The following is a 20,377-nucleotide window of genomic DNA, read 5'->3' on the forward strand; positions in this document are numbered from 1 at the left end:
CCTGCAACAGACATCACGCTCATTCGCGTGCAATTGGGTCGTGCCTGTTGGTATGTTTTACGGTGCCCAGCGGGAGTCGCACAGCCCCCCTCGGTCGAGCAAGGCGCCGTCCGGGTTCATGGCGCTTCCGGAAGCGCTGGCACGCCCGCAACGCACAACACAATTGACAATATTTTGCCGCCGCCAGAGCGTAGCTTCCTGAGAAAGAGGGAGGCGATCATGGAGGGTTTGGTTGAGACGATTGACGGCCTTGCGATCCAATATTGGATGTTGTGGGCTATGGCGATCGTTGTCGGCTTTGCGACCTGGAACATCTGGACGGGCAAGCATCATCAATGACGAGCTTGAGGCACGCCTGGCCCCTGCACCGCTGCATCTGGCGCGAGGCGTCGTGCCGGCAGGCGGCGCGGACATCGCTTAACTCCAGTTTTGGCTCCTGAACGGTGATACGCCGCGGGATGGTGGAAAAGGAGACTGTCAGATAGACTTCGCTGCTCAAAACCGAATGGTGGTTGATGATGGCCCGGTTCCCGCAGTCGGATACAACAGGGGAAAGCGGGGTAAAATTCAAAGCCTCGTTTCGCGAAAAAATAAGCGAAGAATTGACGGAGTTCATTATCCTTACCGCCTATCTCTACGTTTGCTTCGCGGCGGTGATCTATTTCAAGACGGCAATTCTGCAGGCGCAAGGCGTCGCCTACGCGCCACTGAGCCTGGCAATCATCAAGGCCGCAATCTGCGCAAAATTCATGCTGGTGGGACGTCTCTTTCACATGGGAGAGCGTTTCAAAAATCGTCCACTTATCATTCCAACGCTGCACCGGTCGTTCGTCTTCCTCTTGCTTTTGGCCGTCCTGACGTTGATCGAAGAGATCGTGGTTGGGGCGATCCACCGCCGAACGGTCATGGACTCCATTTCCGGAATAGCTGGCGGGACGTTGCATCAGTTCGTCGCGACAATTCTCCTCATGTTCTTGATCCTCGTTCCTTACTTTGCCTTCCGGTCGCTGGGCGATATCGTTGGTGACAAGATACTCGTGCGGCTGTTCTTCGAGCGGCGTCGCAGCGCATGAGCGGTCATGATCGGTTGCAGCGGCGATCGTGCTTGCTCAAGCGTTGCATCGGATGCAGACTTCGACAGCGGCTTACGAATGTCAGGGTGTCTGACCTATATCGGAAGTTGCGGCGGCGGTAAATGGGCGGCATTCGGTTTTGAGCGCGCGCCGCCGGTCACGATCGCGGCTTGGAGCGGCGATCAATCGACGTGAGGAGTGACGAGCATGGTTTCGCGCAATTTGCCTCTCTGGCTTCGTCTTGTCTTCCTCATCGGTGCTGTTCTCGGAATTGTTGCTCTTGCCTCGGATGCTGCGGCCCAAGGTACGTCCGGCAGCACCGGGGCCATCGCATCGATTCCCAGCAGCGTCGTGAGGGGCCACGAACAACAGCCCGGTATTCTCTCCCTCATCGCCAGCCCGCGTCCGCCCAGCGCTGATGCGGCTTCGAAGCCAAAACCGATCCGCCGCAGTGAAAGGCCGCCACCTTCAAAGTAGCGGCCTTCAATTGGTGCGTTAGGAGTAACGAGTATGGCTTCGCTGAAATTGCCGCTCTGGCTTCGTTTTTTCTTGCTCCTCGGTGCTGCCGCTCTTGCCTCGGGCGCAAGCCTCCTCGCCTATCGATATTATACGCGTCCGGCAACGCTGAGCGTGGCGGTGGGCTCGATTGACGGTGAGGCTGCCAAGGCGATGTCGGCCATTGCAAGCCGGCTGGTCTCGATCAACGCCCCGGTCCGGCTCAAGGTTGTCGACAGCGGTACGGCGCTGGAAGCCGCCAAGGCGTTTGCGGCGGGAAATGTGGATCTCGCCGTGGTTCGCGGTGATGTCGGTGACCTCTCGCAAGCCCAGGCCGTCGTTGTTGTCAGCCATGTGGTCGTCCTCATCGTCGCGCCGCCGGGCTCAACCATCGACAGCGTGGACAAGTTGAAGGGCCGCCGTGTGGGCGTGATCGGCGGCGACGCCAACAGCAAGATCGTCGAGGTGTTGAGCAAGGAATTCGGGCTCGATCGCGCCAAAGTATTCAAGGATATCGCGTTGCCGGATGCCCGGCGGGCCATTCAATCCAAGGAGGTCAATGCGCTTCTGGTCGTGATCCCTCTATCTGAAAAATATTTGTCGCTCGTGAAAGGCTTCCTTCAGCAGGGCCCAAAGGCGTTGCCGGTGCTGATCCCGATCGACTCCGCCGGGGCGATCGCCGACGCCGAACGCGCTTATGAAAGCTTCGATGTGCCCAAAGGAACGCTGCGCGGAGCGCCGCCGGTCCCGGAGGATGACCTGACCACCTTGCGGACCTCGCTGTATCTGGTTGCGAAGAAAAAACTAAGCTCTGATTTGATCGCAAGCCTCACGCAAACGATCATGAGCGTGCGCAGGGAGCTTTTGGTCGAGCAGCCGATTTTTGCGCAAATCACCGCTCCCAGCACCGACGCGGATGCGTACCTTCCACTGCATCCCGGAGCGGCGGCCTTCTACAACGGCACCCAGCAGAGCTTTATGGATGAATACGGCAACTGGATCTATCTGACGCCCATGATCCTCGGAGGCGCCGCCACCGTGCTGGCTGCGGCCTGGAAATTTCTTGGGCTCGGAAGCTCCAAAAATGAGGGCCCCCTGGATTCTCTCTATGCCCTGGGACGCCGGATACGACACGTCGGGACCGAGGCCGAGTTGTCGGATATCGAAGAAGAAATTGACGACATTCTCAAGGCGCAACGCGCCAGGTCCGCGGCAGGGGACGAGAGCGCGGTGGATGAGGCGACACTGAATGTGGCGGCGCACCGGCTGGAGAGTCTGATTCACGATCGACGAGCGATGCTTGCAAAGAAACCGGCGATCGTCTCCGCGGCATAAGTGACGCGGAATTTGGAATCAACCCAAGGAGAAGAACCATGAAACATCTGATCATCTCCCTCACGCTGGCAGGAAGCTTCATCGCCCTGAGCACGATGGACGCAAGCGCCGTCGTCTGCGCGCGCGGCGTCGTTCGCGCGGGCTGCGTCGCCACCGGCGGCGCCGTGGTCGTTGCAGCTCCTGTTGTCCGCCCAGCCGTTGTTGTAGCGCCACGGCGGGGTGTTGTTGTCCGCCGCAGGGTGTACTGACAATCCTTTATCAGTCGCCGAAAATGGCGGGGAGATCTTTGGGGGATGAACGATCTGTGGATCTCGCTCGCTGTGTTCGCCGTGATATTCGGCGGTGCCCTGGTCGGAGCGCTTGTTCGACCCTTGTTGTCGGAAAGCCATTTGCATCCGGACTCGAAGGACCTTGTAAAAATGGCAACGGGCCTGATCGGCACGTTAGCCGCGCTGGTGCTGGGTCTGTTGATCGCGTCCGCGAAAAGTTCCTTCGATCAGAAGACAACTCAGGTCAGGCAAATGACCGCTACCATCATCCTTCTGGACGATCTGCTTGCGGAATATGGCCCGGAAGCGGCTTCCGTCCGAAATCTTCTGCGGCAGTCCATTCCGCCGCTGGCTAACCGCATTTGGCACGAGGAGCAGCTTCCGAGCGGCAAGCTCGTTCATTTTGAGTCGACGGCAGAGTCGGCGGCATTCGAAAATCAACTGGAACGCCTGTCGCCGAACAACGACACGCAACGTTCGCTGCAATCTCGCGCCATTCAGGCATTCACGGAAGGCGCGCAGATCCGGCTGCAGTTGTTTGCGCAGGCCGGCAACTCAATTCCGGTTCCGTTTTTGATCATTCTGGTTTTTTGGCTGAGCGCGATCTTCGTGAGCTTCACTTTATTTGCACGAACCAATCTGGTCGTCATGGCCGCTCTGCTTGTTTGCGCGCTGTCATTTGCCGGCGCGATTTTTCTGGTCCTGGAGCTCGATAACCCCTTCACGGGATTGATGGGGATTTCAAGCGCGACACTGCGGAACGTGCTTTTGCCCTTAAGTCCATGAGTATTGTTTCTGAAGCAGGGAGGCATTATTTGTCAAAGAACCCGAATCGTCGCGCAGCCGCCGCGGGCTCATCGCCGATTTTCGGTATGCCGCTTCCTCAGCAGCCGGCGCTGCAACTGATCTACGATACGGCGCCGATCGGCCTCGCCTTCCTTTCTCCCGACTGCCGCTATCTGCAGATCAACCAGCGGCTGACTGAAATCTGCGGTATCTCCGTCGAAGATCATCTCGGACGCTCGGTTCGGGATTGCGTACCGGCGCTAGCCGATGCGGTCGAGGAAATTGTTCGCTCGATCATGGATACTGGCGATCCGGTAATAGGCGTCGAGGTCGCCGGCCAGCGCGCCGATCAGGTCGACGAACGTTACTGGATCACTTATTGGCATCCACTACGCAGTCCAACCGGCGAAATCGTCGGGGTCAACGTCGCCGCCGAAGAAGTCACGGAACGCAAGCGCGCCGAGGCAGCACTGAAGGCCAGCGAACGCGAGATACGCAGCGCCAGGGATGCGGCCGAAGCGGCGTTGAGCAATCTGCAGGAGACCCAAAACTTCCTGATCGAAGCGGAAAAACTCGCAGCGCTTGGGCGACTGGTGGCGGGCGTTGCGCACGAGATCAATAATCCCGTGGGTACCTGCCTGACCGTTGCCTCGTCGCTGGAACTTCGGACCGCCGGCTTCGCGGCGGAAGTAGCCCTGGGTAATCTCAGGCGATCACGCCTGAATGAATTTCTCAAGATCAGTCGCGAGGCGTCATCGCAATTGGTCGCCAATCTCAATCACGCGGCCGAGCTGATCCAGTCGTTCAAGCAGGTGGCGACCGACCGAAACTACTCGGACCAACGCATCTTCGACCTCGGCGACCTGACCGAACAGATCGCCGTGAGCCTGCGGCCGGGTCTCGGAAAGCAAAATCTGACCCTCAACGTCGCGTGCCAACCCGATCTGACGATGAACAGCTATCCAGGACCGTTCGGACAGGTCTTGACCAACCTTTTCCTCAACTCGGTCACGCATGCGTTTCCCGACGGCAATGGAGGAGCCATCGATATCAAGGTGCAGGCGTCCGGCAACAACCATGTCGAGATTGTCTTCTCCGACGATGGCTGCGGCATGAGTCTCGGCATCCGGCGTCAAGCGTTCGATCCGTTCTTCACGACGCGTCGCGACCAGGGCGGCACCGGCCTCGGCCTGCATATCGTCTACAGCATTGTCACCAACTGTCTGGGTGGCCGGCTCAATCTCGATAGCGAACCCGGCGAAGGCACAAAAATCCAGCTCATCCTGCCCCGTGTGGCGCCGCCAGCGCCCGCGGTTCGGTAGCGCGCTCGAGCGGATCGCCGCGATAGCTGAACCGCGCGGCGCCCTGTTGCGACACAGCATGGTCGGGCGAATGGCCCGGCCATCTTCGTTTGTGACGACAAGGGGCAAGATGATGTCCGCAAGCGCCGAAGAACCCCTCATCGACACCGCCGGCCGGCTCGCCTTCATGCGGCAGCACATGCGCCCGTATTGGTTCAGCTCCGAAGCCGGAGGCATTTATCTGGCCACCAGCGGCGATGTGGATGCAAATGCCCGGATATTCAACGAATTCCTGCGACGCGTGCCGGAAACCGCGGCGGCGACGGAGATGCGGGACCGCTGGGCGATCCTGCAAAACCTCATGGTTGACGACCTCACCCGGTTCTTCGCGACCGCCAAGCTCCCACCCGGTCAATATGAGCTCGACAATTACCACCTTGCGGAGGCAGTCGACGGCAAGCTGGCATTCGACATGCACGGACATGCGCCGATCGAGCTGCCGCCATCCCGGCTCATCTCATTCGTCGTGACGAACGAGCATCTTCGCCTGATTCCACGAATGAATACGCGGATGTGGCAGAACCTCGTCGAGATCATGGATGCCAAGCGTCCCTATGGCGACATGTCCAACTACTACGTCGATATCGCGGACGCGCTCGGCGAAAGCCCGCTACCGCGTGACCACGACAACCAGTTGCAACTAACCCGGACGCAGGAGGACCGTTACCTCGATCTTCATCGCAGCATGCTGTTTGCAGTGCAGGCGTTCTGGCTTCACGCCCGCTGAGCGCCACCGCCGAACCATGTATCGGGTTCGACGGCCCCCGGCATCTGTGGTTCAATCGCCGCGTTAGAAAAACAGGGGGGATCAACATGACCAAGTATACAGCGCTAGGTGCACTCGTTGGCGTGAGCTTGCTTGTATCGGCGACGTCCCACGCTCAATCAAGCAAGAGGACCGAACTGACAAAGGGTGACTTGACCGGCACGAATATGGAAATCGTTGTCGGGACGGTTGAAGTACCGCCCGGAGCGTCCGGAGTGCTTCATACCCACCCGGGCGATGAGGCCTATTATATTATCGACGGCGCCACCGCATTGTTGCCCGATGGCAAGCAAATTAACTTCGAACCGGGCGTAGCCAGAATCAACGTTCGCGATGTGCCCCACGGAGCTTTCCAAGTCATCGGCGACAAGACGCTTAAACTTCTTACCGTCCATATCGTCGATAAGGGCAAGCCGATGACGGTTCCGGTCAAATAGACCGCGCGTCAAATGACGCGCGCCGGACCGCCTCGCCGGTTCATGAGTGCGGGCCTAACCCGCCCGCGCCGCGCGGCGCAGCGATTGCGGCGGCTGGCCGAAGGCGCGGATGAAGGCGCGGCGCATCCGCTCCGGATCGCGAAAGCCGGTGAGTTGCGCGACGCGTTCGATCGCTTCGCTTGAGGACTGCACGCGCTGCCGTGCCACTTCGATGCGCAAACGCTCGACCGCTTTCGACGGCGTGGTGCCGGTCTCGGCGATGAAGGCGCGGGCAAAATGCCGCGAGCTCATGCCGGCCTGCTCGGCGAGATCCTCCACCGTCAGCGGCGCGTCGAGATGCTCGCGCGCCCAGGTCAACAGCGGTCCGAAGCGGCCGCTCGGCGCCTTCAATTCCAACAGCGAAGAGAATTGCGACTGACCGCCGCTGCGGCGGTGATAGAGCACGAGCTGGCGCGCGGTTTTTTGCGCGATCTCCTCGCCTAGATCCTCCGTCACCATGGCGAGCGCCAGATCGATGCCGGCGGTGATCCCCGCCGAAGTCCAGATGTTTCCGTCGCGGACGAAAATCTGGTCCGCCTCCAGCTTCACCTTGGGATAGGCGGAAAGAAAATGCCGCGTGCGCCCCCAATGCGTGGTGGCGCGGCGGCCGTCGAGCAGGCCGGCTTCGGCCAGGATGTAGGCGCCGGAGCAGACGCCGGCGACGCGGACGCCGCGTTTTGCAAGTCCCCGCACGAACGAAAGCGTCTTCGCGCAGATCGCAGGCGCTCGCGTGCCCATGCCGCCCGCGACGATCAAGGTTGAGATCGCGCCCGACGGCCGAAAGCCGCGTGCGAGCATCTCAGCGCCTGATGAGCTGCGCACCGGACCCGGCGTCGCGGCAAGAACCTTGATCGACGGAGCGGCACCCGCAAAGCGCGCCGCGATTTCGAACACCGAAATCGGGCCGGCCGCGTCCAGCAACTGGAAATCGGGAAATATCAGTACGCCGATCATGTTTGGGCTATGTCCTGAAATGAGGGAAATATGCCATTTCGGACAGAGGACGATCATGTCAGGATGTGCGGGTCAAGAAAAACCTTGGAGGCCCCCATGTCCGAACCGCTCCAGATTGGTCTCGTGCTGTTTCCAAAAGTCACTCAACTCGACTTCACCGGACCGCTGCAGGTGTTTTCGAGCGTGCCCGGCGCCAAGGTGCATCTGATCTGGAAACGGATCGAGCCGGTCGCGAGCGATACGCCTCTGGTGCTCACGCCCACCGTCAGCTTTGCCGATTGCCCGCAGCTCGACGTGATCTGCGTGCCGGGCGGGATCGGCAGCGATGACATGATCAATGACGAGGAGATGCTCGATTTCCTGCGCCGCCAGGCCGTCGGGGCAAAATACATCACCTCGGTCTGCACGGGATCGCTGGTGCTCGGCGCGGCCGGCCTGCTGCAGGGTTATCGCGCGGCAACCCACTGGACGGCGATGGAATATCTTTCGTCCTTTGGAGCTGTGCCGACGAAAACCCGGGTCTGCGTCGACCGCAACCGCGTCACCGGCGGCGGCGTCACCGCGGGGATCGATTTCGCCCTCACCCTGGTGTCGATGATGGTCGACCAGAAGGCCGCCGAGGCGGTCCAGCTCCGGCTCGAATACAATCCCGCGCCGCCGTTCAACGCAGGTTCGCCCGACACCGCGCCGGCTGAACTGGTCGCGATGTTCAAGGAGAAGATCGCGCCGAGCCGGCAGCGCCGCGGCGACGCGATCGCCCGCGCGGCGGCGAGGCTCGAGCAACGAAAAATATCGGCGGCGTAACAATGCTCCGTCAGAATGGTCTTCTCAGCATGACGGGAATTTCGACCTCATCCTGAGGAGCGGCGTCTTCGCCGCGTCTCGAAGGATGGCCGCGAGTCGGTGCGTTGCGGCCATCCTTCGAGACGCTTGCTTCGCAAGCTCCTCAGGATGAGGTCGAAGATGCAGAAAGAAGATGCAGAAAAAGGCCGCCTGGTTGCCCAGACGGCCTTTCCTGTCCTACGGTGGCTCCACATTGACGGGCGATCTCAGAACATCCGCACCGGGGGCCTATCTCCCGGCCGCATTCTGATCGGCAGCCGCTGCAAATCGGGACAGTCGCGAACTGGAGCCCGAACCGACGCGATGGTCTCCCATCTCCGTAAGATGACCCATTGAGCCATCATCGCGTGGAGACGGCAACAGCGCGCTGAAAGCTATCCCCGCTGTCACCGTTGTTCACAGGGGCTCACGTCGCTTGCGCCGTCATTCCCGGGCGCGCGTCAGCGCGAACCCGGAATCTCGACGTTGTCGCGCGGGATTCCGGGTTCACCCCTGCGGGCTGCCCCGCAATGACGATGGTTGGTGTCAGCTTCCCGGCGTCCACGGCTGATAGTCGCCGGTCGCCTTGGGGCGGTGGCCGCTGGCAAGCGTCGAGCCGGGCGGACGGTAGGCAAAGGGCGTTCCCGTCAGGTTCGGAAGGTGCGGCTTTTCCCACTCGCGCGGCGTATAGGCCTCCTCCGTCGGCGGGACATCGACGGTGTGATGCATCCAGCCGTGCCAGGATGGCGGTATCCGCGTCGCTTCGGCATAGCCGTTATAGATCACCCAGCGCCGCTCGAAGCCGAGCGACGGATCGATCTTGCCGCCCTTGGTGCGGTAATAGCGGTTGCCCTGCTCGTCCTTGCCCACGAGCTCGCCGAAGCGCCAGGTCCACAATTGCGTTCCAAACGTTTCGCCGTTCCACCAGGTGAATATCTTGAGAAAAAACTGTTTCATGGGGCCCGGCCGGTTCGAGACGCGCTGTCGGGCCGTGATGCCATCCGCAAGGCGAATTGTCCAGTAAAGCCAGGGCATGCGTGCCGATCGGCCCGCGGCCAACGGCGCTCGCGTGACCGATTGCCGCGGAACAGACAAGAATCCGTTCATTCCCCATACAGTTCCGCACTGGCAGGCTGATCTCACGCAGGATTGCTGAGGGTTTCCGGAACGTCCGCTCGCTCGGCGGGTTGAGCGACCATGTCCCACAAATGGAGCCGACGATGATCAATCTTAAGGTATTGAGTAGCGCTGCCGTGATCGCCCTGGCGTTGCCGATGGCCGCCTCGGCGGCTGGCCCGCATCCCGGCATCGGTGCCGCCTTCCGTGGCGGCGGTGCCGCGCCGATGGCGCATTTCAGCGCTGGCAGTCCGGCCGCACGATTTTACGGCGGCGGTGCCGGCTTCCATCCCGGCGGCGTCAGCGCGCCGGTTGCGGCGTATAGCGGCATCCGTCCCGGCGTGAGCGGCCCGGTCGCAGCCTATAGCGGCGGCCCCTATCGCGGCGGCTATGGCGGATGGCACCACCACGACCACGATCGCGGCCGCTTCGTGCCCGGCCTGGTGGCCGGCGCCCTGGTCGGCGGCGCGCTCGCGGCGGATAGCTACGCCTATTACGGTGGCCCGGATTACTATTACGGACCCGACTACGCCGATACGTATTACGACGACACCGCGGTGGTTGCAGAGGCTCCGGTGCCGGTGGGTGATGACGCGGTCACTTACTGCATGCAGCGCTATCGTTCCTACGATCCCGCGTCAGGAACCTATCTGGGTTACGACGGGTTGCGACACCCCTGCCCGTAACTGGATGCGTGCTGTCGCTGGCGCGCGTCAGGATCGCGTCGCCAGCGCCACGCCTGCGAGCGTAAAGATCAGCGCCGCGATCTGGCCGGGGCCGAGCGGCTCATGCAGCGCGAGCGCCGCCGTCACCACGCCGATCACCGGCACCGCCATGGTGCCGATCGCGGCCACCGACGCCGGCAGCCGCGCCAGCGCCGCAAACCAGCTGACATAGGCGACGCAGAACTGGACCACGGTCGCGCCGATCAAAAGCGTCCAGTCGAACTCGGACAATGTCGCCCAATCCGCCTTCTCGATCACGAGGCCAGCGATCGCGACCGGCGTGCAGCCGATCCCGACCTGCCAGGCAGCCGCCGACAGCGGCGGCAGATGGAGCGGCAGCTTTTTTGCCAGAACTGTGCCGAGCGCAAAGCCGAAGGCTCCGGCGAGCGCCATGATGATGCCCGGCAGCTTTTCCAGGCTCCCCGCAAAGCCGTTGCCGCCCATGATCGCCGCAAGCCCCGCGAACGCCATGGCGAGCGAAATGACGCGCAGCAGATTTGGCCGCTCGCCGAGGATCGGCCATGCCAGGATCGAGGCCCATACCGGCATGGTGTAGGCGATCAGCGCCGCCTCGCTCGCCGGCAGCCAGAGCAGCGCCAGTCCCATCAGCACCATCCAGCAGCCGACATTGAGTGTCGCGGCCACCACCAGTCGCGGCCAGAGCTTTGCCGGCACGCGCAGGCTCTGGCCGCTCAGGATCGCCAGCAGCGCCAGCAGAACCGCGCCGAACACGCCGGTGGAACCGCGCAAGGTCAGCGGCGGCAGGTCGCTCAGGAGATATTTTGTGATCGGCCAATTGAAGCCCCAGCCGACCGACGTCAGGGCGAGGAACATCAGTCCCGCGGGCGTGATGCGCGCACGCGCCGGCGTCGAATTTTGCAGTGTCATGGAAAGGGACCAGGTCGGGAATCACCGGCAATGTGGCCGTGATCGCGGCCGCTCGCCATCGATCGCCTTGCATGCCAGGGCGGCCTTCTCCGTAGCCCTGCGTGAGTCTCCTCAAGGCAACCCCCTCGCCCGCAATAAATAGTTACCCTGTGAACAACGGGACGAAGCCGGAATTGACCAGCCGCGACCAATTTTTTTCGCTTGGGAATCCCTGAGGACTCACTGATACTTGGCCACACAGCCAGCGGCGGGTGCCCCCTGGATTTCTCCCTTTTCCACCATATTTAGTATTTGATTCAGGAACTCGTACTAATCCTTGACGGGCGCGAGGGAGTTGTCCTAGCTTTCATCCTGTTCGGCGCGAGTGAGTTTGGGTCCCGCCGGTCGCTTCCAGAAGGGTTCCAGATTGACCACGCCGGTTGCCGGTCGAGGCAGCCTGTATGGGCTTTTTTGTCCTAAATCCGGGGGGATTTCGGAGCGCTAAAGCGAGCCAAAAACGGCTCAGGTTTTGTTGAGTTGGGGCGTTGAGAGCATGACCTGAAGACCCGGAACGTGGGGCGTTCCGTCAGGACATGCGGCAGCAAGATCGATGCGCGCATCGATCAGAGAGCCAGAGAAAAGGGCCGGGTCCACCGGTAGAGCTTGCGGACCAAAAGTTCGCTCAAGGAACATCACCCGGCGCCGTGACAAGCGGTCCGGTCAAAAACAACGGGGCATACGAAGATGCGAATCGAACGACGCAACACCACTTCTGGCCAGTCACCCTACGACAGGATTGATTTCAGATTGACGACATCTGAGATCCGCAATCCCGACGGCTCGGTGGTTTTCCGTCTCGAAAATGTCGAAGTGCCGGAATTCTGGTCGCAGGTCGCCTCCGACGTGCTGGCGCAGAAGTATTTTCGTAAAGCCGGCGTCGCGGCCCGCCTGAAGAAGGTCGAGGAAGAGACCGTGCCGTCCTGGCTGTGGCGCTCGGTGCCGGACGTCGAGGCGCTCGCGGACTTGCCGGAAGCGCAGCGCTATGTCAGCGAGCTCTCGGCCAAACAGGTGTTCGATCGCCTCGCCGGCTGCTGGACCTATTGGGGCTGGAAGGGCGGATATTTCTCATCCGAAGAAGACGCGCGCGCCTTCTTTGACGAGCTTCGCTACATGCTCGCAAAGCAGATGGTGGCGCCGAACTCGCCGCAATGGTTCAACACCGGATTGCACTGGGCCTACGGCGTCGATGGCCCCGGCCAGGGCCACTATTATGTGGACTGGAAGACCGGCAAGCTGACAAAATCAAAGTCGGCCTACGAGCATCCGCAGCCGCACGCCTGTTTCATCCAGGGCATCGAGGACGACCTCGTCAACGAGGGCGGCATCATGGACCTCTGGGTGCGCGAAGCGCGGCTGTTCAAATACGGCTCCGGCACGGGCTCCAATTTTTCGCGGCTGCGCGGCGAAGGCGAAAAGCTTTCCGGCGGCGGCCGCTCGTCCGGCCTCATGAGCTTCCTCAAGATCGGCGACCGCGCCGCCGGTGCGATCAAGTCGGGCGGCACCACGCGCCGCGCCGCCAAGATGGTGGTGGTTGACGCCGATCACCCCGATATCGAGACCTATATCGACTGGAAGGTGAAGGAAGAGCAGAAGGTCGCGGCCCTCGTGACCGGCTCAAAACTCAACCAGAAGCACCTCAAGGCCGTCTTGAAAGCCTGCGTCAATTGCGAAGGCTCCGGCGACGATTGCTTTGACCCCGAAAAAAACCCAGCGCTGCGGCGGGAGATAAAGCTCGCGCGCCGTGCGCTGGTCACCGACGCGATGATCAAGCGCGTGATCCAGTTTGCAAAGCAGGGCTATAAGGAGATCGATTTCCCGATCTACGACACCGACTGGGACTCGGAGGCCTATCTCACCGTCTCCGGCCAGAACTCCAACAACTCGGTGTCGCTGAAGGACGATTTTCTTCGCGCGGTGGAGACCGATGGCGACTGGAACCTGATCGGCCGCACCAACAAGAAGATCACCAAGACCCTGAAAGCCCGCGATCTCTGGGAAAAGATCGGCTACGCCGCCTGGGCCTCGGCCGATCCCGGCCTGCACTTCAACACCACCATGAACGACTGGCATACCTGCAAGGCGTCCGGCGACATCCGCGCGTCAAATCCGTGCTCGGAATACATGTTTTTGGATGACACCGCCTGCAATCTGGCATCCGCCAATCTCTTGACGTTCTATAACACCACCCCCACCCATCCCTCCCCCGCAAGCGGGGGAGGGTCAGGGAGGGGGCGCTTCGACGTGGATGCCTATGAGCATCTCTGCCGCTTGTGGACCATCGTGCTCGAAATCTCCGTGATGATGGCGCAATTCCCGTCAAAAGCGATCGCCGAACTCTCGTATGAGTTCCGCACGCTGGGCCTCGGCTTTGCGAATATCGGCGGTCTCCTCATGACCATGGGTCTGTCTTACGACTCGAAGGAAGGCCGCGCGCTGTGCGGCGCGCTGACCGCGATCATGACCGGCGTCTCCTATGCGACGTCGGCCGAGATGGCGAAAGAGCTCGGCCCCTTCCCCGGCTACAAGAAGAACGCCAACCACATGCTGCGGGTGATCCGCAACCATCGCCGCGCCGCGCATGGCGAATCGCGTGGTTATGAAGCTTTGGCCGTCAATCCGGTGCCGCTCGATCACGCCTCGTGCAAACAGGCCGACATCGTCGACCATGCAAAGGCCGCATGGGACCTGGCGCTCGAGCTCGGCGAACTCCATGGCTACCGCAACGCGCAGACCACAGTGGTGGCGCCGACCGGCACCATTGGCCTCGTGATGGATTGCGATACCACCGGCATCGAGCCTGACTTTGCGCTGGTGAAATTCAAAAAGCTCGCCGGCGGCGGCTATTGGAAAATCATCAACCGCGCGGTCCCCGAGGCGCTGCGTGTGCTCGGCTACCGCGAAAACGAGATCGCCGAGATCGAAGCCTATGCCGTCGGCCACGGCTCGCTCTCGAATGCGCCCGCGATCAACGTTTCCACCTTGAAAACCAAGGGCTTCACCGACGAAGCTCTCGCAAAAGTGGAAGCCGCCCTTCCGACCGCGTTCGACATCAAATTCGCCTTCAACAAGTGGACGTTCGGTGAGGACTTCCTCCGCGATACCCTGAAGATCGACCCCGAAGCCATTGCCGCGCCTAACTTTGACCTGCTCACCGCGATCGGCTTCACAAAGCGTGAGATCGAGGCCGCCAACGTGCACATCTGCGGCGCGATGACGGTGGAAGGCGCGCCGCATCTCAAGGCCGAGCACTACAACGTGTTCGACTGCGCCAATCCCTGCGGCAAGGTCGGCAAGCGCTATCTGTCTGTGGAAAGCCACATCCGCATGATGGCGGCATCGCAGCCGTTCATTTCGGGTGCGATCTCAAAAACCATCAACATGCCGAACGACGCCACGGTGGAGGATTGCAAGGAAGCCTATCTCCTGTCCTGGAAACTCGCGCTGAAAGCCAACGCGCTCTATCGCGACGGCTCAAAACTCTCGCAGCCTTTGAACTCGCAACTGATCAGCGACGAGGACGAGGAAGAGGATGCCGTCGAGGCGTTCTACGACAAGCCGATGGCCGCGCGCACCGCGCAGATTTCGGAAAAGGTGGTGGAGCGGCTGGTCGAGCGCATCATCGTGATGCGCGAGCGCGAAAAAATGCCGGATCGCCGCAAGGGCTACACGCAAAAGGCCGTGGTCGGCGGCCACAAGGTCTATTTGCGCACCGGCGAATATGATGACGGCCGTCTCGGCGAGATCTTCATCGACATGCACAAGGAAGGCGCGGCGCTTCGTTCGTTCATCAACAACTTCGCCATCGCGGTGTCGCTGGGTCTGCAATACGGTGTGCCGCTGGAAGAATATGTCGACGCCTTCACCTTCACCCGCTTCGAGCCCGCCGGCCCCGTGCAGGGCAACGACTCGATCAAATACGCGACCTCGATCCTCGACTATGTCTTCCGCGAACTCGCGGTCAGCTACATGAGCCGGTTTGACCTCGCCCATGTCGACCCCTCCGAGTCGAATTTCGACGCCATGGGTAGAGGCGTCGAGGAAGGCAAGGTGCCGGAGGGCAACAAGTACCTGTCGAAGGGCCTGACCCGCTCGCGCACGGATAATCTCGTCGTCATGCGCGGCGCCACCGAACCGCAAACCGAAGCGCGCCCGCCCAGCAACGTCACCTCGATGTCCTCCCACAGCGCATCCGCCCGCGCCTCCGACGCCGTGGAAGGCGCGGTGGCGCTGAAGCAGGAAGCCCTGCACGATCTGTCGCCGACGGAAAAGCTGGAGGCGTTGCAGTGGAGCAAGGCGGGAGCCGCGCAACAAGCGGCACCGTCAAAGGCCGAACGCCGGGCGGAAGCCAAGGCCAAAGGCTATGAGGGCGAGATGTGCGGGGAGTGCGGGAATTTTACGCTGGTGCGGAATGGCACCTGCATGAAGTGCGATACGTGTGGGTCCACGACGGGGTGTTCGTGAGGTAAATACAACAGACAGAATAGCAAAAGGCCGCTCTCACGAGCGGCCTTCGGTTTATGTGCATGATCGACGCGACACGCAAAATGAATGAAGCCGACGTCCGCGAAGATGTTGCTATGCCACTTCTCCGAGCGTTGGGCTATGCGGCCGGAACTGCAAACGACATCATCCGTGAAAAGGCACTTGAATATCCAAATAACTTTCTTGGCAGGAAAAAGAAGGCTGACCCGCCTCTCCGCGGCCGGGCCGATTATATATTGACTGTACTCGGCGCAGGCTCTTGGACATTAGAAATTAAGGCAGAGGAAGTCGAAATAGACAGGGACGCAATCGAGCAAGCCATTACATACGCGCGTCACCCACAAGTTTCAGGCAGCTACGCAGCGGTCCTAAATGGACGACGCTTCGTTGCGTTTCACAACACGCAGCGATCAGACGAACCGCTGCTAATTGACTTGCCAGTAGCGGAGATCACCGAACTCGCAAAGGCGTTAGAGAATACATTATCGCCGCACGCTGTTCGGCAAAATTGCTCTCCGCCCAAAGTCGATTTGGAAATGCCACTAGCTGCGGGACTTAGGTCCAGCGCAACAATTTCCAAGGCCTCGATTCTCTATGACAGATTCTCCTGGCGCAGCAACATCCCAGTCCCAAAGGAAGCCGTGGCTACTCTCGACGAAAGTTGCCGGAGGATGTCCGGACTTCGAGTGAGCGCTTCAGGAGGTTGGATAAAGCGAGACGAAAGGTCACGCATAACCGCCAAACTAGAATGGCTTTTTCCGAACGATGATCTGCGGAAATTTGCCGAGCAAAAACAAATCGCAGATATGGAATATGTTTGCCTGACTTCAACGCTCTCCGAAGATCCGCTTAAACCGACCATTTTTCATATCGTGGGAAAGATCGATATCGAAGCAGGCGATAGTCTATTCGATATGGCCACCTGGAGAACAAAAATTGCTGGGATCGACGCTGTATTGGCGTACGGCGGACAAGCTACAGGCTTTCTCGAGGCGGGAATATTCCAAGGCACCGTCGAGGCAAAATATGAAATTACGTTCCCCACAATGCCTGCGCTTCGGATAATTCAATCTGGGTTTGGAAAACTAGAGCTTTCCATACTTCGTTAGTAAGCGTAGCCCGGATGGAGCGCAGCGAAATCCGGGGCAGTCTCATTGACATCGCGATCCCGGATTGCACCGCGCTCCATCCGGGCTACGATCGAGCTCGATTGCATCGAGAGATTGCAGTCGACAGCCCGTAGGGCGGAATAGCGGAGCGTATTCCGCCAATCTACGCGCACCGGTCGGCGCAATACGCGGAGCCTGTCATCGGGCGCGTTCGCGCGACCCGTTGGCTATTGCGCCCTACGCGCTTCCGCTTTCCCCCGATAGAACTACCCTTCCAGTGTGAATCCAACTCGCAACGTGACCTGGTAATGTCGGACAGACCCATTTTCGATATGGCCTCTCGTTTGCACGACTTCGAACCATTTCATCTCGCGAATGGTCTTTGATGCGCGGGTGATGGCATTTTGAACGGCATCTTCGATACTTTTTTCGGAAGATCCCACGAGTTCTAGTATCTTATAAACGTGATCCTTCATTTCAGTTGCTGGCATGGCGAGCCTCCGCTGGTGAGCCAGGTCTATTTTGAGCCAGGTCTATTTTGAGCCAGGTCTATTTTGAGCCAAGTCTATTCTGAACGACGTCTATTCTGAACGAGGTCTATTCTGAACGAGGTCTAACCTCTCGAGTTCCGCTACTTCCGCGAGGGGAGCTGGAGCGGACCGCAGGGATCGAACTCTACACCTTCAGAATGTCCGCAAGGGATCAATCGCTTTGGTTTGGCGATGTCCGCGCTAAAACGCGCGAGAGGCGCCGGGATGTCCCCGGCGGCTCGCGCGTTGCGTAGCGATGTGTTGCGACGCGCAGCGTCGCGTGGTGGAACGTTGCGATGCGCCAGGGGATGAGCCGAGGCGCGCCGCGTTGCCGACCGTGGTGTCGATAAGTCCTACGCCTCTCATCGACCAGGCTAACATGGCTGGTCGCGGGGCGACATCAAGACAGCGCTGCTGCCGTAGTCACCATCTTTTTCGATCGCGCCTAAAAAGCCGCGACTGCTGGAACGGGATGTAACAAAATCTGCAACGGCCGGTTTTGGCGCTGACGACTGCGATGCTTGCGCATGGTGCCGCTGAGCCACCGTGCCTGTCAAAAGCGTGATATGCTTAGGGTAAAGCAGCGGGAGGCCTGGATGCCAGAAGACGCCCTTATCGTCATAACAAGCGCCATCAAAACCGCTTTCATTGATCATCCCGGTTCTGGACACGGTACGACGTGGGACCAAGTCACGAAAAGTGACGAAGAAAGTATTCATCTCGCCAAGGCTGTGCTGGTTGCTCTTCGCAAAGCCGGATATTCCGTCACCAAGGTCGAGGACCAGAATGCCCCGAAGCCCTAGAGCATGATCCGGAAAAGTGGGCACCGGTTTTCCCTCGCGACAAACGCGAAGCGTTTGCGCGGAGATCACGCTCAAACAAAACGATAGAGCGGGATGACGATTCGAAGAAAAGTCATCACGCTCTAAGGGCGAGAAGCTCCTGCCGACTTGATCGGGGATGCCATTTTCCGGTGCCGCGTCTGCGTACGGGGCTACGGAAATAAAGCAGGAGGGGTCTGCCGATGATCGAAGGGATCAGCGCGGTCACACTGGGCACCCACGAGATGGCCCGAGCTTTCCGGTTCTACCGCGCGCTGGGGTTTGAGGTCCTGCATGGCGGCGAAGATTCGTCATTCGCCAGCTTTCGAGCAGGGACGAGCTATCTCAACCTCATCGCCCAGCCTGCCGAGCGGCGCTGGTCCTGGTGGGGGCGGGTAATCTTCTACGTTGCCGACGTTGACGCATTTTACGACCGTGCGCTCGCAGCGGGATATCTGCCAGCTACCGTGCCCCGCGATGCCGAATGGGGTGAGCGCTTCTTCCACCTCAATGACCCCGACGGCCACGAACTCAGTTTCGCCCGGCCTTTGTCCCCGGTTTCCGTCCAATAGAGCATGATCCGGAAAAGCATGCCCTCGGGCTTGGCCCGAGGGTGGAAACCGGTTTTCCCTCGCGACAAACGCCAAGCGCGCGGAGATGATCGATGCGGCCTGCGATCCCTATCGGCCCGAGCGTCACTACATGCGCGGGCCAGGCCCGAAATGGCACGCGAGGCAACAAACCCTCGTGGAAGCCGGTGCGCTCTGAACCAGCGTGGCCCAAACGAAGCCAGCTGGTCGCGCTTCCGCCCATTGAACCTTTGCCCGGCCATCAGCGTCAAATCCTTCGGGCAAAGCCATGATGCGAGCGGAAGGCCATGTTTATCAGCACAGCCGGGTGGAGTGGTCGGTTTGGCCTGGCGCTTGCGTCGCTGATCGCAGCGGGAGCATGTTCCATTGCCTTGGCCGCCCCGGTCGAAAAATCCGTGGCCGGCAAACAACTGCACTTTCCCGAGGGTCACTGGAGCGCGCTGCCGCAGGTCGGCCCTGACGGCAAGGTGCGGCAATGCGTCCTCGTCGCGCTGCGGCAGCGCACCGGCAAGGATGGCCCGGTCGATACGCATTTCTCGCTGAACATCAGCCGCGGCAGCGGTCTCACCTTCGCGATCCAGGATGACGGCCTGCCGATGGAAGAAGTTCTGGACGACCAGGCCGAGATCCTGATCGACAACACCGCCTTTCCCGCGGTCGGCTTCCCGGTCGCGAATGTAGCCTTCGCCTTCCACCCGGGCGATGCCGCTGGTAGCCTCGCGGCGCTCCGCAAGGCGATGCACATCACGCTGCGCTCGGATGGTGCTGGCATTGACTCCGGCGCCGTCAACATCGACCTGCCGGCGGAAGCCGTGAGCTGGCTCAGGCAGTGCGGCAAGACGTTCGACATCCCGATCGACAAGCCGACCGATCCCAATGCCCCGGATATGCCGGTGCCGCGGCAGCGCTCGGCGAAGATTGCGATCATGCCGGCGACACCGGCTGGAGCGCCGGGTATCGAGGACAAGCAGAAGATCGAGGGCTGGAATGCCTCCGAGCTGCGCGGCAGCGACGGCAGCATCCAGGCCTGCTACATCCGCCGCCATTATCTGCTGACAGGCTCGGAGCCGTTCTCGCGCACGTTGGGCACCTTGCTGATGCTGAGCCGCCGCCAGGGCCTCATCGTGGTATTGAAGGACTCCAAGCTCGATCTGCCCGAAGGTCAGCCGGTCGAGGCGACACTGAAGGTCGGCGAAGAGCCCTTCACGGCATTCTCCGCGCATGTGGTGGGCCACGACGAGATCGGCATATATCCGCAGCACGCTACGACGCTTGCCACTGTCCTGGAAAAAGGCGCCCAGCTCATCTTCAAGGCAGCGCCGAGCGACCGGATGGAGTTTCCGGTGCAGGCAGGCGTCGTCCCCTGGCTGCGCGCCTGCGCTCGCCGCAACGGCATATCGATCGAACCCGTCGGGCAGTGACGGGCATTGCACCCTGGCGCATGAGTTGAATCGTCGCCTGCGCAAGTTCGATCACCTCGCCCCGCTTGCGGGGAGAGGCATAGGCCGCCTTCGGCGGCCGTCCTTAGACAAGAAGAACGCCGAAGCGAAGCTTCGGCTATGTCGCGCAGCGATCCGGGTGAGGGGGATTCTCCGCATAATTTGTGCTTCCGCATTCGCGGAAACAGCCCCTCTCCCCAACCCTCTCCCTGCAAGAGCGGGGCGAGGGAGAAGTCACCGCTGCGCCTCAACCTAAAGTCATCACGCTCTGGCGGCTCGAAGCGGCCCGCCATTCCAGGAG

The 20,377-nt window shown here is 60.8% G+C and carries 18 protein-coding genes; 13 read left to right on the plus strand and 5 right to left on the minus strand.

The features are described 5' to 3' along the window. Positions 1–515: 515 nt before the first annotated feature. The 7 genes from B5526_RS01355 to B5526_RS01385 all read left to right on the plus strand — a co-directional run bounded on the left by B5526_RS01355 (position 516) and on the right by B5526_RS01385 (position 6,522). The gene (locus B5526_RS01355; protein WP_079536280.1) at positions 516–1,073 is read left to right on the plus strand and encodes a hypothetical protein; all 558 of its coding nucleotides are present in this window, start codon (positions 516–518) and stop codon (positions 1,071–1,073) included. Between the two features lie 510 nt (positions 1,074–1,583). Further along, a complete protein-coding gene (locus B5526_RS01360; RefSeq protein ID WP_079536281.1) occupies positions 1,584–2,903 on the plus strand; it encodes a TAXI family TRAP transporter solute-binding subunit in 1,320 nt (439 codons plus the stop codon). A 38-nt stretch (positions 2,904–2,941) separates the two neighbouring features. Then, on the plus strand, positions 2,942–3,151 hold the full coding sequence (locus tag B5526_RS01365; protein WP_079536282.1) for a hypothetical protein: 210 nt from the start codon (positions 2,942–2,944) through the stop codon (positions 3,149–3,151). A gap of 45 nt (positions 3,152–3,196) precedes the next feature. Then, positions 3,197–3,958 carry a DUF4239 domain-containing protein gene (locus tag B5526_RS01370; RefSeq protein ID WP_079536283.1) on the plus strand — a complete coding sequence of 254 codons (762 nt, stop codon included), beginning with the start codon at positions 3,197–3,199 and terminating at the stop codon, positions 3,956–3,958. 86 nt (positions 3,959–4,044) lie between these two features. Continuing rightward, complete coding sequence (locus tag B5526_RS01375) at positions 4,045–5,280, plus strand: sensor histidine kinase (RefSeq protein WP_079536285.1); 1,236 nt, start codon at positions 4,045–4,047, stop codon at positions 5,278–5,280. A 112-nt stretch (positions 5,281–5,392) separates the two neighbouring features. Then, positions 5,393–6,046: a hypothetical protein gene (locus tag B5526_RS01380; protein WP_154071073.1), complete on the plus strand. Its 654-nt coding sequence runs from the start codon at positions 5,393–5,395 to the stop codon at positions 6,044–6,046. 86 nt (positions 6,047–6,132) lie between these two features. Further along, the gene (locus B5526_RS01385) at positions 6,133–6,522 is read left to right on the plus strand and encodes a cupin domain-containing protein (RefSeq protein WP_079536287.1); all 390 of its coding nucleotides are present in this window, start codon (positions 6,133–6,135) and stop codon (positions 6,520–6,522) included. Between the two features lie 54 nt (positions 6,523–6,576). Here B5526_RS01385 and B5526_RS01390 read toward each other — a convergent pair whose 3' ends face one another. After that, positions 6,577–7,515 (minus strand): GlxA family transcriptional regulator, encoded by a 939-nt coding sequence (locus tag B5526_RS01390; protein WP_079536289.1) that lies wholly within the window; start codon positions 7,513–7,515, stop codon positions 6,577–6,579. A gap of 96 nt (positions 7,516–7,611) precedes the next feature. Here B5526_RS01390 and B5526_RS01395 point away from each other — a divergent pair, with 96 nt between their 5' ends. Next, entirely contained in the window at positions 7,612–8,319 is a 708-nt protein-coding gene (locus B5526_RS01395; protein ID WP_079536290.1) for a DJ-1/PfpI family protein, read from the plus strand. A 564-nt stretch (positions 8,320–8,883) separates the two neighbouring features. On the opposite strand, the gene B5526_RS01400 is transcribed toward B5526_RS01395, so the two are convergent. Further along, complete coding sequence (locus B5526_RS01400; protein ID WP_079544604.1) at positions 8,884–9,294, minus strand: NADH:ubiquinone oxidoreductase subunit NDUFA12; 411 nt, start codon at positions 9,292–9,294, stop codon at positions 8,884–8,886. 263 nt (positions 9,295–9,557) lie between these two features. On the opposite strand from B5526_RS01400, the gene B5526_RS01405 reads away from it, so the two are divergent. Next, positions 9,558–10,139, plus strand: a complete 582-nt coding sequence (locus B5526_RS01405) for a BA14K family protein (protein ID WP_079544605.1) — start codon at positions 9,558–9,560, stop codon at positions 10,137–10,139. A 27-nt stretch (positions 10,140–10,166) separates the two neighbouring features. Here B5526_RS01405 and B5526_RS01410 read toward each other — a convergent pair whose 3' ends face one another. Next, positions 10,167–11,066: a DMT family transporter gene (locus B5526_RS01410; protein WP_079536292.1), complete on the minus strand. Its 900-nt coding sequence runs from the start codon at positions 11,064–11,066 to the stop codon at positions 10,167–10,169. 723 nt (positions 11,067–11,789) lie between these two features. On the opposite strand from B5526_RS01410, the gene B5526_RS01415 reads away from it, so the two are divergent. Together B5526_RS01415 and B5526_RS01420 are read left to right on the plus strand one after the other, a co-directional pair. Further along, positions 11,790–15,566: a vitamin B12-dependent ribonucleotide reductase gene (locus tag B5526_RS01415; RefSeq protein ID WP_079536293.1), complete on the plus strand. Its 3,777-nt coding sequence runs from the start codon at positions 11,790–11,792 to the stop codon at positions 15,564–15,566. Positions 15,567–15,628: 62 nt separating this feature from the next. Further along, entirely contained in the window at positions 15,629–16,696 is a 1,068-nt protein-coding gene (locus tag B5526_RS01420; protein WP_172841944.1) for a type I restriction enzyme HsdR N-terminal domain-containing protein, read from the plus strand. A 266-nt stretch (positions 16,697–16,962) separates the two neighbouring features. Here the strand turns inward: B5526_RS01420 and B5526_RS01425 are convergent, their stop codons facing one another. Then, positions 16,963–17,187 carry a dodecin gene (locus B5526_RS01425; protein WP_079536297.1) on the minus strand — a complete coding sequence of 75 codons (225 nt, stop codon included), beginning with the start codon at positions 17,185–17,187 and terminating at the stop codon, positions 16,963–16,965. A 413-nt stretch (positions 17,188–17,600) separates the two neighbouring features. Then, entirely contained in the window at positions 17,601–18,053 is a 453-nt protein-coding gene (locus B5526_RS37305) for a hypothetical protein (protein WP_154071074.1), read from the minus strand. Between the two features lie 197 nt (positions 18,054–18,250). On the opposite strand from B5526_RS37305, the gene B5526_RS01435 reads away from it, so the two are divergent. Both B5526_RS01435 and B5526_RS01440 read left to right on the plus strand, forming a co-directional pair. Next, positions 18,251–18,619 carry a VOC family protein gene (locus B5526_RS01435; RefSeq protein WP_079536300.1) on the plus strand — a complete coding sequence of 123 codons (369 nt, stop codon included), beginning with the start codon at positions 18,251–18,253 and terminating at the stop codon, positions 18,617–18,619. Positions 18,620–18,924: 305 nt separating this feature from the next. After that, positions 18,925–20,058: a hypothetical protein gene (locus B5526_RS01440; RefSeq protein WP_154071075.1), complete on the plus strand. Its 1,134-nt coding sequence runs from the start codon at positions 18,925–18,927 to the stop codon at positions 20,056–20,058. The last annotated feature ends 319 nt before the right edge of the window (positions 20,059–20,377 follow it).

The sequence above is a fragment of the Bradyrhizobium lablabi genome (genome assembly GCF_900141755.1).
Taxonomy (GTDB): Bacteria; Pseudomonadota; Alphaproteobacteria; order Rhizobiales; family Xanthobacteraceae; genus Bradyrhizobium; species Bradyrhizobium lablabi_A.